At 66.8% G+C, this 14363-nt stretch carries 8 protein-coding genes; 7 read left to right on the forward strand and 1 reads right to left on the reverse strand.

Features of this window, described 5'->3' with window-relative positions:
* The first annotated feature begins 143 nt into the window (after window positions 1-143).
* The 6 genes from AAHM44_RS03735 to AAHM44_RS03760 all read left to right on the forward strand — a co-directional run bounded on the left by AAHM44_RS03735 (window position 144) and on the right by AAHM44_RS03760 (window position 9444).
* Window positions 144-1559, forward strand: a complete 1416-nt coding sequence (locus AAHM44_RS03735) for a S10 family serine carboxypeptidase-like protein (RefSeq protein ID WP_342249068.1) — start codon at window positions 144-146, stop codon at window positions 1557-1559.
* Window positions 1560-1725: 166 nt separating this feature from the next.
* Window positions 1726-4776: a TonB-dependent receptor domain-containing protein gene (locus AAHM44_RS03740; protein WP_342249069.1), complete on the forward strand. Its 3051-nt coding sequence runs from the start codon at window positions 1726-1728 to the stop codon at window positions 4774-4776.
* Between the two features lie 78 nt (window positions 4777-4854).
* Window positions 4855-6063, forward strand: a complete 1209-nt coding sequence (locus AAHM44_RS03745) for a pyridoxal phosphate-dependent aminotransferase (RefSeq protein ID WP_184168799.1) — start codon at window positions 4855-4857, stop codon at window positions 6061-6063.
* Window positions 6064-6065: 2 nt separating this feature from the next.
* Window positions 6066-7526 (forward strand): S10 family serine carboxypeptidase-like protein, encoded by a 1461-nt coding sequence (locus tag AAHM44_RS03750; protein WP_342249070.1) that lies wholly within the window; start codon window positions 6066-6068, stop codon window positions 7524-7526.
* Window positions 7523-8857 carry an APC family permease gene (locus AAHM44_RS03755; protein ID WP_342249071.1) on the forward strand — a complete coding sequence of 445 codons (1335 nt, stop codon included), beginning with the start codon at window positions 7523-7525 and terminating at the stop codon, window positions 8855-8857. Before AAHM44_RS03750 ends, AAHM44_RS03755 begins: the two co-directional genes overlap by 4 nt.
* A 98-nt stretch (window positions 8858-8955) precedes the next feature.
* The gene (locus AAHM44_RS03760) at window positions 8956-9444 is read left to right on the forward strand and encodes a hypothetical protein (RefSeq protein WP_342249072.1); all 489 of its coding nucleotides are present in this window, start codon (window positions 8956-8958) and stop codon (window positions 9442-9444) included.
* Between the two features lie 1009 nt (window positions 9445-10453).
* Here AAHM44_RS03760 and AAHM44_RS03765 read toward each other — a convergent pair.
* A complete protein-coding gene (locus AAHM44_RS03765) occupies window positions 10454-13186 on the reverse strand; it encodes a TonB-dependent receptor (protein WP_269576305.1) in 2733 nt (910 codons plus the stop codon).
* 444 nt (window positions 13187-13630) lie between these two features.
* Here AAHM44_RS03765 and AAHM44_RS03770 point away from each other — a divergent pair, with 444 nt between their 5' ends.
* Window positions 13631-14359, forward strand: coding sequence for a GntR family transcriptional regulator (locus tag AAHM44_RS03770; protein WP_342249101.1), 729 nt, complete (start codon window positions 13631-13633; stop codon window positions 14357-14359).
* Window positions 14360-14363: the final 4 nt, after the last annotated feature.

A 14363-nucleotide genomic window follows, 5' to 3' on the forward strand; every position in this document is an offset into this window, starting at 1 on the left:
CTTCGTCATCCTCGCGAAGGCGGGGATCCATTCTGGCTGGCTGCGATGTGCCTCACTGCGTTCAGCGACTATGGATCCCCGCCTTCGCGGGGATGACGGAGGAAGAGAGGGATGCCGTGGGTTCGGCAAAGGGAGTAAAGCCGATGAAGGTTCGAGCACTGACTTGCGCGATGCTGCTGGCCGGTGGATCGCTGTTGCCGATCGCGGCGAGCGCCAGGACCTGCACCGGCGACGCGGTGGAGACGCAGCACAGCGCCCGGATCGGCGGCAAGACGCTGCGCTACATCGCCTGTGCCGGCACGCTGCCGGTGCGCAACCTGCGCGGCGAAGTGCGCGGGCGGATCTTCTACACCGCCTATCTGGTGCCCGGCGGCAAGCCGCGCCCGCTCGCCTTTGTGTGGAATGGCGGCCCCGGCGCGGATTCGCGCACGCTCCAGTTCCACGCGGTCGGCCCGCGCATCCTCAAGCAGGGCAAGCTGGTGGACAATGAAGCGAGCCCGCTCGGGGTGAGCGATCTCGTGTTCGTCGACCCGGTGGGCACCGGGTTCAGCAACGCCGACGATCCCGCCCATGCCGCCGACTTCTACGGCACCAATGCCGATATCGCCTCGGTCGCCGGCTTCGTCACCGATTTCCGTACCGCATATCGCCGCACCGGTTCGGCGCTCTACCTCGCCGGCGAGAGCTTCGGGACGTGGCGCGCCGCCGGGGTGGCCGAGCGGCTGATCGACGCCAAGGTGCCGGTGGCCGGCATCGCGCTGATCTCCGGCGGCATCCCGCTGGGCGACCTGCCCGACCGCAACCGGCTGCGCGCGCTGTCGCTGGTCAACCGCACCGCCACCGCGCATGCGCTGGGCAAGCTGGCGCCCGAGCTACAGGCCGACCAGCCGCGCGCGCTGGCCGAAGCGCGAAGCTGGGCCGAGAAGGTCTATGCCCCTGCCCTGGCGGCGCCCGATGCACTCTCCGCCGAGGACCGCGCCCGGGTGATCGCCGCGCTTGCCCGCTTCCAGGGGCTCGATCCCGCGACGATCGACGCCAAGACTCTGTGGGTCTCGCCGCGCGCCTTCCGCACCGGGCTGATCGCGGGCGACACGCTGGGCCTGTTCGACATGCGCAAGACCGGAGCGCCCGAGGACGAGAGCGCCGATGGCCGGACCGTGCTCGACTATTATCGCACCGCGCTGAACTATCGCACCGGCAGCTATGCCGGGATCGATGCGCCGGAAAGCGATGCCGGCAGCCAGTGGCAATATGACCAGGCGCCGATCACTCCGGACTCGCTCGCCCGCGCCCGTGCCGGCGAAGGGCCGCCCAGTCCTTCGCAGCCCTGGACGCTGCGCGCGATGGAGAAGGCCCCGCGCCTGCGCGCCTGGGTGGCGACCGGCCTGTATGACTCGCTGAACAGCTGCGCCGGCAACGAAGCGGTGGCGGCGGGACTGCCCCGGGCCGTCTCCGCCCGCTTCACCCTGCGCTGCTATGCCGGCGGGCACATGATGTATGAGGATCCGCGCGAGACGCTGCGTTTCGGCAAGGATCTCGCAGCCTTCCTGCGACCCTGAGCATAAATCTTGCGCTCACCCGCCCAGACATTGCGAATTTGTTTCATATTTTTCGCTCCCGGGCGTGGCTTCGGCAAAAAATTCCGCGCCGCCCGCCTATTCTGATGCGGATCCGGGAAAGAGCCGCACAGGCCACCGGAACGCATTTCAGGGAGCAAGGGGTAGCATGACAAACACACATACCCGCATCGCGCGCCGGCTGATGGCATCGACGGCGCTGTTCACCGCCATGGCCGCGATGCCGGCACTGGCACAGCAGGCCGCGCCGCAGGACACTGGCGCAAGCGAAGCCGGCGAGCCGATCATCGTCACCGGTTCGCGCATCCGCCGCCCGGAATCGGACAATGCCGCGCCGGTCTCCGTGATCGGCCAGCAGGCAGTGATCGATCGCGGCTATACCAGCGCCGCCGACGCACTGAACGACCTGCCCTCCAACGTTCCGGTGCTCAACCAGGCGGACGGATCGGGCGAGGCCAGCGGATCGGGCATCCAAGCGCCGAACCTGTTCGGCCTGGGTGCCGGGCGCACGCTGACCCTGGTCAATGGCCGCCGCATGGTCACCAGCAGCTCGGGCATCGGCGATCCCGGCGGCGTGGGTGACGCACAGGTCGATTCCAACATCATCCCGCTCGGCCTGCTCGAGCGCGTCGAAGTCTATCAGGGCGGCGGCGCCGCCGTGTACGGCTCGGACGCGATCGCGGGCGTGGTCAACTATATCCTCAAGAGCGACTTCACCGGGCTGGTGCTCGACGGGCAGACCGGCATCTCGGGCCGCGGCGATTACGCCACCTACAGCCTGCGCGGCACCGCCGGAACCAACTTCGCCGGCGGCCGCGGCAATGTCGCGATCGATGTGGGCTGGTCCAAGTCGCCGATCCTGCGCTTCTCGGATCGCCCGCTGTCCAATCTCGGCCGCCTGACCGTGAGCAACTCGGCCGATACCGGCCCGAGCGACGGCATCCCTTCGGTGAAGGAGATCTTCAACGCCGCCTTCTGGCCGTTCAACGGCAATGGCGTGATCTTCACCCGCCCGGCGCCGCCGCCCAACTTCCTGGCGCGCAACGCCAGCGGCAGCGCGCTGCAGTTCGATTCCGCGGGCAATGTCGTCGCCTACAACACCGGCACGATCCAGGGCATTCCCTTCGCCTCGGGCGGCGACGGCTTCGCCTATCAGGAACTGGCCGGCCTGCGCACCGGCGTGGAGCGCTACACCGCCAACCTGATCGGCCATTACGACCTGACCGATCGCATGAAGATCTCGACCGAGCTGCTGTTCGCACGCACCACCGGCAGCGAGATCCCGCAGGGCAACAGCCGCACCACGCTGAACGCCGGCACCTATGCCGGGCCGATCGCCTTCACCATCAACAACGGCTTCCTGACCGCCCAGGCCAAGGCGGCGCTGAGCGCGATCTCGCCGACCTTCGCCGCCGGCGCGCCGCTGTACCTGTCCAAGTATTTCTACGACCTGGTGCCGGACGCCACCCGCACCACCACCACCGACACCTATCGCGCGCTCGTCACGCTCGACGGCGACTTCGATATCGGGGCGCGCAACTTCTACTGGTCGGTCTCGGGCAGCTATGGCCGGGTCGAGGGCAAGCAGCGCACCTGGGAAGTGATCAACAGCCGCTACAACAACGCGATCAACGCGGTGCTGAGCGGCGGCAAGGTGGTCTGCGCGATCAATGCCGATGCCATCACGACCAACGACGATGCGAGCTGCGCCCCGATCAATCCGTTCGGCCGCGGCAATGTGAGCCAGGCGGCGCGCGACTATGTGAGCACCCGTGCGGGCATGGACTGGACCAACGAGCAGGTCGACCTGCTCGCGACGCTGGGCGGCTCGCTGTTCAGCCTGCCGATGGGCGATGTCGCGTTCAGCACCGCCTATGAGCATCGCGACGAGAAGGCGCGCTTCTCGCCGCTCGCCGCCAATTTGCAGGGAACCTTCGGCGACGGATCGACCCAGGTCGCCCAGTCCGGCGGCTACAATACCGACGAGCTTTCGGCCGAGCTTTCGATCCCGCTGATCGGCAAGGGCTTCACCCTGCCGCTGGTCAAGGCGCTCGAGCTGAAGGGCGCGTTCCGCTATGTCGACAACTCGCTCGCCGGCAGCGAGAATGTGTGGGACGTCGGGCTGCGCTGGGAAGTGACCGGCGGGCTGACCCTGCGCGGCTCGCGCAGCCGAAACTTCCGCGCGCCGACGCTGACCCAGCTGCTCGCGCCGACCTCGAGCGGGCTCGGCTCGGTGGGCTTCGATCCCTGCGATGCCGACCGGATCAACAGCGGGCCCAATCCGGCGGCGCGCCGGGCCAACTGCCTGGCGCTGTTCGCCGCCAACCCCGGCTATGGCGTCGATCCCGACGGCACCGGCGCGGGGCTGAGCGCCGCCCAGCGGCTCGCCCGCTTCCAGGATCCGGCCGAGAATTTCAGCATCGCGACGATCACCAGCGGCGGCAATACCGGCCTGCGCAACGAGATCTCGGACACGCTGACCTATGGCTTCGTGTTCCAGCCGCGCTTCGTGCCCGGGCTGACGATCAGCGCGGACCGCGTCCAGATCGACCTGAAGGACGGCCTGTCGCCCTTCACGACCGAGGATTTCATGGCGGCCTGCTATGACGAAGCGAGCCCGGACGCGGCGGTGTGCAGCGCCTTCTCGCGCATCGCCAATCCGAGCGCGACGGCGATCGGCGGCTCGGTGCTGACCGGCACCACCACCACCTTCAACGCCGGCGTGATCAAGTATCGCGGCGAGACCTACATGATCGACTATCGCTTCGCGCTGGCCGATGTGTTCGGCGGCGGCGATATCGGCAAGCTCGGGCTGCGCGCGGTGGCGACGCACAATGCGCTGCTGACGCGGTCGGTGACCGGCACGACCTTCACGCGGACCGACGACACCTATCTCAGCCCGAAATGGGTGGGGCAGTTCAACGCGGTCTATGAGAATGGGCCGTTCCGGCTGACCTATCAGCTCGACTATCGCGGGCGCACCCGCTCGGCGGCGAACGCGACGATCGAGACGACGCCGACGCCGATGCTGGATGCGAACGTGGTGCACAGCATCTCGACGCAGTATGATCTCGGCAATTTCGCGCTGCGGGCAGGCGTCGACAACTTCACCGACAAGGCACCGTCCTACCCGCAGATCGCCTATGGCGACATTCTCGGGCGGCGCTTCTTCGTCGGCGCTACCATCAAGCTCAAGTGATCCCTCGGCCGCCCGGCACAATGCCGGGCGGCACCCCACAGGCTTGACCCCAGGCACGGACGGAAAACGAACCAGAACATGAACCGGCCGGAATTTACCGACCTTTCCCCCGCGGCCCTGGGCGAAGCGGATATCCCTGGCGCCGGGGCGCCGGTTGGGGAATCCTATTCGCATTGGGTGCGCCGGGTGATCCGCGCCGTCCGTTCGGAGCGCAATTTGCTGGTGAGCCTGTTCGACAGTTCCGTGCCGGAACCCTTCGACCTGCTGCGCCAGATCATCCTCGAAGGATTCTCGGAACCGATCACCTCGCGCTACACCAGCGCCTTCGCCAGCGGGAATCCCTATGTGGTGGAGCAACTCGCCCACCGCTACCAGGTGCCGGCGGAGCAGGTGCTGTGCACGACCGGCGCGACCGGCGCGCTGTCGCTGATCTACCGCGCGATGCTGGCGCCGGGCGACCGGGTGCTGGTGGAAAACCCCGGCTTCGACCTGTTCCACAAGATCGCCGAGACCCACGGCTTCGGCGTCGACCGCTTCGAGCGGCGCGGGGACCGGTTCACGATCGACCCCGACGAGCTCGCCGCGCGGATCGGCCCGCGGACCAGGCTGATCGTGCTGTCCGACCTGCACAACCCCTCCGGCATGGCGCTGGACCGCGAGACCCTCATCGCGATCGGCAATATCGCCGAGGCGCGGGGGATCAGCGTGATCGTCGACGAGGTCTATGGCGACTATGTCGACGCGGCGCTGCGCCCGCTGCCCGCCGCCAGCCTGTCGCCCGCACTCATCAGCGTGAGCAGCCTCACCAAGTCGCACGGCCTCAGTACCCTGCGCTGCGGCTGGATCGTCGGCGAGCCCGGCCGGATGGCGCGGATCCGCGCGCTGGCCGAGGAGATCGACTTCGGCGTCTCCAACCTCGCCCACGCCTTCGCCGCCCTGGTGCTCGAGCAGCCCAAGATGTTCGATGGCTATCGCAGCCGGATCATGTCGCGCGCGCGGCCGATCATCGAATCCTATCACCGCCACTGGCTCGAAGAGGGGCTGTTCGAAGGCGCTCTGCCCGATTTCGGCTGCATCGCCTTCCCCCGGCTGGTCGGCATCGAGGACAGCATCGCCTTTTCCGAATGGCTGGCGGACCGCTGCGGCGTGATCGTAGCACCCGGCGAGTATTTCGGCGCGCCTGGGCATATCCGCATCGGCTTCGCCCGGGCACCGGCGGAAGTGGACTATGGCCTGCAGGCCCTGACCGAAGGCCTGATCCGCTATCGGGAACAACAGGGAGGATGAGCATGCGGGGGAATATCAGGCGGCTGCTGGCCGGAACCGCGCTTGCCGCCGCCCTGCTGAGCGGCAACGCCGCGCTGGCACAGGTCCAGGCCCGCAGCGAGCAGGCGGTGAAGGTCGCCGGGAAGACCGTGAAGGTCGAGGCCGAGGTCGGGCTGGTGCCCGTCGCCAGCAAGCCGGGCAAGCAGGACGCGACCGCCGGATACATCTCCTATACCGGCCCGGCGCGCGCCGATCGGCCGGTGATCTTCATCTTCAACGGCGGCCCGGGCGCCGCCTCGGCCTATCTCAACATGGGCGCGCTCGGCCCGATGCGCGCGCAGGTGCCGCAGGACCCGGCCGCGCCGCTGCCCGCCGACGCCAGTGTCTCGGCCAATCCTGCGACCCTGCTCGACCTTGCCGATCTCGTCTTCCTCGATCCGCCCGGCACCGGCTTCTCGAGCTTCGCCGAGGATGCCGATCGCGGCACCTACCAGTCGGTGAAGGGCGATGCCGATGCGGTGGCGCAGCTCGCTTTGGCCTGGCTGGCCGCGCACGGCCGCACCGGCGCGCCGCTCTACATATTGGGCGAGAGCTATGGAACGATCCGCGCCGCCGCGATGGTCGAGGCGCTGCGCCTGCGCGACCCCGCGCTGCAGGTGCGCGGCGTGCTGCTGCTCGGCCAGGCGCTCAACATGATCGAGACGTCGCAGCGCCCGGATAACGTCATCACCTATCCGATCTCGCTGCCGACGCTCGCCGCCATCGCCTGCTACCACCACAAGCGCCCCGCCGCCTGCGATCCCGCTGCGAGCGCCGCCGAGGCGACCGCGTTCGGACCTGTCTATCTCAACGCGCTGTTCCGCGGCGCGGCGCTCGACACCGCCACCCGCGTCGAGATCGCGACCAAGCTCGAAGACCTGACCGGCATCCCGCGCGCCTATTATCTGGCGCACGACCTGCGCATCTCGAAGGAGCAGTTCCGCACCGAGCTGCTGCGCGCCGAGGGCAAGGTGCTCGGCCGCTACGACGCGCGCTACACCGCGCCGCGCCCCGCCAATGCCGGCGAGATCGTCGGCCCCGATGCTTTCTCGGCAGTCTCCGACCTGTACGGCAAGGCGGTGCTGGGCGAGCTCAAGCGGATCGGCGTCGCCGACCCCTCGGCCTACAAGGTGATCGCGCGCTTCCCCGGTGACTGGGCCTATGGCGCCGGCGATTCCCCGTTCAACGACTGGCCGTTCATGGCGCAGCTCGAGAAGAACATGGCCGATAACCCCAGGATGCGCCTGTTCGTCGGTACCGGGCTGTTCGACCTGACCACCACCGTGGGCGCCGCCGATTATCTGTTCGCCCAGTCCGCGCTTCCCGCCGAGCACTACCGGAACGCGCGCTATCCCGCCGGCCATGTCGCCTATTCGGACGATGCGAGCTGGCAGAAGCTGGTCGCCGATATCCGCGCTTTCCTGATCGCAGGCGCCGCGCAGTGAGCGAGGGCGCGGGCGACGAGAAGCTGGCCAAGGGCATCGACCTTGGCGGCGTGATCGCGATGGGGCTGGGGACGGCGGTAGGCGTCTCGATCTTCTCGGCTATCGCCCCGGCCGCCGCGATCGCGGGACCGGCAATGCTGCTCTCGGCATTGATCGCCGCGCTGCCGATGTACCTGATCGCAGTCAGCTACGCCTTTCTCGGCTCGGCGCTGCCGGTGTCGGGCGCGTCCTTCGCCTGGCCTGCCCGCTTCCTGAGCCCGAACTGGGGCTTCTTCATCGCCTGGGCCCGGATCATCGCGAACATGGGGGCGATGGTGGTGCTGTCGCTGGTGCTGGTCCGCTACGCTTCGATGCTGGTGCCGCTGCCGGTGAAGCCGACCATGTTCCTGGCGCTGCTGCTGGCGCTGCTGCTCAACCTGTTCGGCGTCCATATCGCCACCCGCGCGCAGAAGATCCTGCTGACCGGCATGCTGATCCTGTTCGCGATCTTCGTGGCCTGGGGCGGCGCGACGGCGGTGAATTTCGACCATTTCGAGCCGATGTTCCCTGAGGGCTGGCAGGGGATGATCGCGGCAACCCCGCTGCTGATGGGGTTGTTCTTCGGCATCGAGGCAGCGACCGAAGCGGGCGCCGAAGTCGCCAACAGCCGGCGGACCATTCCGCTGGGCATCGCGCTGTCGATCGGATCGGCCACCCTGCTCTACCTCGCGGTCGGCTTCGTCGCGCTGGGCGTGCTCGGCGCACCGGCGCTGGGCGCGAGCCAGGCGCCGATCCTCGACGCCGCAAAGCAGTTCATGGGCCCGGTGGCGACGCCGCTGATCGTGCTCGCCGCGGTGCTTTCGATCGGCAAGTCGCTCAACGCGATGTTCGCGATGTTCAGCCGCAGCCTCTACGCGATGGGCACCGCCGGCATGCTCCCGGCCGCCTTTGCCCGGGTCCATCCGCGCTGGAAGACGCCCTATGTCGCGCTGATCGCCGTGTTCGCGATCGGCTGTGTCGGGCTGTTCCTGCCGATGGAGCTGACCTTCCTGTTCCTGGCGGTCAACATCCCCAACCTGCTCAAATATGCCAGCATCTGCCTGTCCGCCGCGCGCGTGACCGAGCGCCATCCCGAGCTGTACGCGGCCGCCGCGTTCAAGCTGGCCCCGGGCCCGATGCGGCTGGTTTCCTATGCGGGCACGCTCTGTGCGCTGGCGCTGATCCTGGTCGGCTTCGAAGCGGACTGGCGGCCCTATGCGCTGCTGAGCGGCTGGCTGGTGGTTGGGGTGGTGTTCCGCCTGGTCATGACGCGCGGGCGGCGCCCTGCCGCCCACCAGGACGTGGGCCCGTAAAGCGGACCGGTCGCTCACGCCCGGATATCGAGCGCTTGTGACGCCTTTCGTTCGCTGGCAGGATCGATTGGCGGGCTTGGGACCAGGGGGCAGGCAAGATGAAATTGGGGACGATGAGTGCGGTCTCGGCATCGTTTGTGGCCCTGCTTTCTGCGTCGCAGGCGCGCGCCGATGACTTCGTGGTGCTGAACTCGCCGGGGTATCGCACGGTGGTGGTTGCCGATCTCAACACGCTGAAACGCAGCGGCGATGAGCTCCGCGTCGGCATTTTCGTCTTCCCGCGGACCGGTTCCGGCGCGGACATGCTGCAGGCCGCTGCCGTGATGCGGTGCGGCAAGAACATCATGAATTCCGATCGCACCGCCTATTACGACGTGACGATCGCACAAGGGCGCCTCGACGGCCTCCGGTTGATCCGCGAAGAGGTTAGCAATTTCGACGGCAACACCGGCACGCAATATGGGCTAGACAACAGCGTCTACGCGGCGCTCCTGCCGCTTTGCAGCGGCACGCCGACAAGCGCCCGGCGCGAGAAGGGCGACGAGAACGGCATCGTCGGGAAGCTGGCACCCGAATTCGTGCCTTAACCCGGTGCGCCAGCGGCGAGATTGCCGTCATTGTGCCGTTCGGGCCGGGAGTGGACCGTTAGCTGCCAATCCGCTTTTGGACTCCACCACGCCATAGCTGCCGTCGGTGCGAGACTTCTTCGAACGGCAGCTCACGCCCCAAAGTCGATCGTTCGAGCTGGAGCTGAACAGGGTCAAAAGCAGTCGCTTATGACGTTCAGGTCTTACATCGCACGGAAGTCTTGGTGTGGCCCCCTTTTCTAGGGGGACGCGTGTGAACAACACTCCATGCCCCATCCGCTCGCACAAAGTCAGCGACACAAGCCAAGGTATCCGGAGCCGTCTCATTCATTACCCTGACCGCACCGCCGTCACGATACAGGACAAACGAGCACCGCTGACCAGAGCGACTCTTCGCGCATGCCAGCGCCTGGATGTGGAGGTTCGGAGCGGTGTCACTTCCCGCCTGATACCAAAGCGAGGCCAGGCGAGCGCCGTTACCGATCATCGCATTCCTCTGCAGATCCATCCAAATAGCCGATTGGAGTTGGCCCTTCAGCGGCTCCGGTGGCGCTTCGAAGGTCTGCAATGCAGCGATGAGAACGACAGCGAGTATTTCCAAAGGTAACATGCGATCTGTCCGCTATCCAAGTCGTGCCTATGGAGCGGACAGGCAGCTCCCACCCAGCCTCTGCCATGGAAAGATCGTCATCGCCTGCCTCCCGCCGTCGGCCCGGCCTTGTGCCGGGGTCCACGGTGCCGCACGCGCTGAACCGGAACTCTCGAATTCTGCCCTCGCCGCTGGTGGACCCCGGCACAAGGCCGGGGTGACGAGGTTTTGGACCTTCGGCCCACCCTGGAACCGCGAGAAGATCTCCTCGCCCCGCGTGCACCAGCGCACACACAAAAATGCCGCCCTTAGCAGAGCTAGGGGCGGCTAGTGTGGGATGCCAGACTTGGAGACACCGGCATCGCAAAGGGACTTGGGAAGGGTGGGCGCGGCGAGAACGCCGCCGCGCCCGGGGCACACTTACATGCGGAACGAAGCGCTCAGCGAGTAGACGCGACCGTTCTTGTAGACCGAAGTCGGGAACTTCGGATCCGAGCTGTACTGGTAATAGGTCTCGTCGAGCAGGTTCGACGCCGAGGCGCTGACCTGGAGCTTGTCGGTGAGGTTGTACGAGATCGACGCGTCGAGCTGGCTGTAGCCGTCGGTGTAGTCCTGCGACTGCTGGCGGCCGAAGCGATAGAAATACTTCGAGCGACGGTTGAAGCTGACACGCGCCTGGAACGGGCCCTTTTCGAAATAGGGCACGAGCGTGAAGGTGTCGCGCGAGAGGAACGGCAGGCCGGTGGGCGAGCCGGTATCGGCGTCGGTGAAGGTGTAGTTGGACTGGATGCCGAAGCCCCAGAACAAATTGGCGTTGGCCGTCAGCGAGAAGCCGGTGACCTTCGCCTTGCCGCCGTTCACCGGGCGCGAGATCGAGTATTCCAGCGTGCGGCCGGTCACCGTGTTGGTGAGGCTGACGCCGTCCTGCACCGCGTTGCCGATATAGTTCGACACGTCGCGGTAGAAGACTTCACCCGAGATGTAGCTCGCCGGGGCGAAATACCATTCGGCGGAGAGGCCGAAATTGGTAGCCGCATAGGGCTTCAGATCGGGATTGCCGCCGCTGCCCGAGCGGGTGGTGTCGTCGAGCGAGAGTGACCCTGCGAGATCCGAGTAGCGCGCACGCGCCATCACCTTCGCCGCCGAGGCACGCAGCACCACATTCTCGCCCGCCTGGAAGATCAGGTTCGCGGCCGGCAGGAAGCGGTTGTCGTCGGTGTTCACCTGGGTCGGTGCGAATACGCCGCCGCTCTGCACGTAGAATTGCGACTGGTCGCGGGTGAAGACATAGCGACCGCCGATGTTACCGCGGAAACGGCCGGCCTCGAAATTGGCCTGCAGATAGCCCGAGACGATCGTTTCCTTGACGTGGAAATACTGGTCCTTCGAGAGGCCGCGGCTCACACTGATATTGCCGTACTTCTCCAGCGTCGCGCGGATCGCATCGGCATCGAGCGTGGCATAGGGCGTGCCGTTGCCGCTGACACCCAGGCCATCATACAGATTGCTGTCGAGGACATAGGGGTTGAGATCGGCGAGCGTGAAGTTCTGGTTGGTGAACGTCGCGCCGCCAACGGTGGTGTTGCTGTTGGTGTGGCTGGCGAAGCGCGCACCGAACAGGATCTCGGTGATCGGGCCGAGATTGACCTTGCGGCTGACGTCCGCCTGGCCGAACAGCTCGTTGTCGCGGGTCTTTTCGGCGTAGGTGATGCCACCGATCTGGCGCCCGAAGAACGGGTTGCCGCCATTGGCCGCGCGCACCGCCGCCTCGCTCTGGTTCTCGCCGCCGAGCGCCGTGTAGTTGCTCAGCCAGCGCGAAGCGTCGCTCGCCGGATACTGCCAGTTGACATAGGTGTCCTGGCCGTTGGTGCCCGAGGTGAAGCCCTGCTTGGTGCGGAAATCGAGGAGATATTCCGGATCCTTGCCGCCCGAGGCGCGGGTGCCGCCGAAGTTGCCGGTGACGACCCAGTCGCCCGGCTTCCAGTCGAACATCAAGGTGAGCGAGTCGTTCTTGACGCGGGTGCGACGGAAGTTGGTGTCGAGCTGGCCGGTGGCGCCATTGCCGCTGGTGATGCCAGCGAAGGTCGCCGAGGTGACCATGCCGTCGGCATAGGTCGCGCTCTGGAGGAGCGAGCCCTCATAGCCATAGGTATATTCGGAGTTCGACAGGTTGTCGTAATTGCCGCGGATGACCAACGCGGTGCCGGTGAGCGTGAGGTTGTCGGCCGGCCGAACCTGGATCGCACCGGAGAAGCCGATGCGCTCGCGCTCCTGCTTGAAGAATTCGCGAGCGAGGAACGAGGCGACGCGCGCCTTGCTGAACTCGGCGATCATCGCGGCGTTGGGCAGCTGGCCGTTCAGCGTCGGACCGCTGGTGACGCGGCCGTCCGCGCCGTAGATGATGTTGCCGTTGGCGTCCTTCGGATAGCGATCGAGCAGCGCATCACCGGTACGATACCAATAGACCGCCGAGCCGGCGCGGCTGAGCTGCTCCTTGTCGTAGTTGACCGCGCCGAGGAAGCCGATCGTCTCGTCTTCATTGTGCCAGCTGTACAGCGCCGAGCCGCGGAAGCTGCCGCGCTTGGCACGGCTGTTATACTCGCCGCCGCCGGTCAGCGCGACGGTGTTGGGCTTCAGGTCGAGCGGCTTGCGGGTGACGATGTCGACGCTCGCGCCGATCGCGCCTTCCTGGAGGCGTGCCTCGGGGGTCTTGTAGACCACTGCCTGGCTGATGATCGTGGGCGAGAGCAGCGAGTAGTTGAACGAACGGCTCGAGCGATCCGAAGGGTTGCCGCCCCAGTCGGCCGAGGCGACCGAGTGGCCGTCGATGGTCAGGCGGTTCAGCGCGGGCTCGACACCGGCGATCGAGAGCTGCTCGCCCTCGCCGAACTGGTGGTCGACCGTGACGCCCGGCAGGCGCGACAGCGATTCCGCGACGTTGCTGTCAGCGAGCTTGCCGACATCCTCGGCGCTGATCACGTCGACGATCGAATTGGCGCGCTTCTTGGTCTCGATCGCGTCCTGAAGGCTCTTGCGGATGCCGGTGACGACGATCTCGCCGTCGTCGCGCGAAGGAACGGAATCCTGCGCATAGGCCGGAACCGCGGCGCAGGTAAGCGCCGTACCGACCAGGAACTTAAGCCGTAGATTCATTCGTTTAACCCCCCTCGCTTGCATCGCAGGACTGGCACCGCCAGCCCGGCATTTCCTGCGGATACAGAATTGTTCTGCAGCGCCTCTCCCGACCGGTTCTGCGAATCCGAGCTTCGGGGCGCCTAGGGACCAGTGTGTAACCACGAACGAACCAATCACGCAACGGTTTTTTGGAAACTAATTTTGCATATGAAAATGAAACGTGGCATTTGTCAGATTGATCTTGATGTTACGCCTGAAAACCAGAGCCGGATGAGGGGGCAGAATGGACGATCGAGGCTTGGGCGCGGCGCGACCGTGCGGGCAGCGGAGAGGCCATGCCGAGGATGCAATTGGTCTCGTCGACACGCGAGTCGCGGCATGAGCGCGAGCATTCCGCTGCTCGGCCCGCAACCGCGCGCGGTGCTTGCCCCGGCGGCGGCGTACGCCGGGTCCTCGCTGGGCATGCTGGTGCTGCGGGATCGCAAGCCGCTCTACGCCCAGTTCGCCCGGCTGCTGCGCACGGCGATCGCCGAGGGGCGGCTCAAACCCGGTGCGACGCTGCCGCCGGAACGCGACCTTGCCGCCGAATATGGCCTTTCACGGATCACCATCCGCAAGGCGATCGCGGAGCTGGCCGAGGACGGGCTGCTCACCCGGCGGCAGGGCGCCGGTACCACGGTCACCCGGCGGATCGAGCAGGATTTCTCGCGGATCAGCTCCTTTTCCGAGGAAGTGGCGGCGCGGCGGCAGCTGGCGCGCAGCAGCTGGATCCTGCGCGCGGAGGGGACGGTCACGCCGGCCGAGGCGATGCACCTCAACCTGTCGCCCGGCGAGCCGGTGCTGCGCTTCCACCGCATCCGCATCGCCGACGACGCCCCGATGGCGCTCGAATTCTCGACGGTGCCCCGCTTCTGCCTGGGCGGGATCCATGAGGTCTCGGGATCGCTCTACGCGGCACTGGCCCGCACCGATCACCGGCCGGTCCGCGCGCTGCAGCGCCTGCGCGCGGTGCCCTTCACCGAGTCCCAGGCCCGGCTGCTCGATGTCGATGCGGGCACGCCGGGGCTGCTGATCGAGCGGTGCGGCTTCCTCGGCGACGGGCGGCCGGTAGAATATACCCAGTCCTATTATCGCGGTGACGCCTATGACTTCGTCGCGGAACTGACGGATCTCCAGTCAGTGCCGGCATGACAAG

The organism is Sphingomonas sp. OTU376, assembly GCF_038440415.1.
GTDB lineage: Bacteria > Pseudomonadota > Alphaproteobacteria > Sphingomonadales > Sphingomonadaceae > Sphingomonas > Sphingomonas kyeonggiensis_A.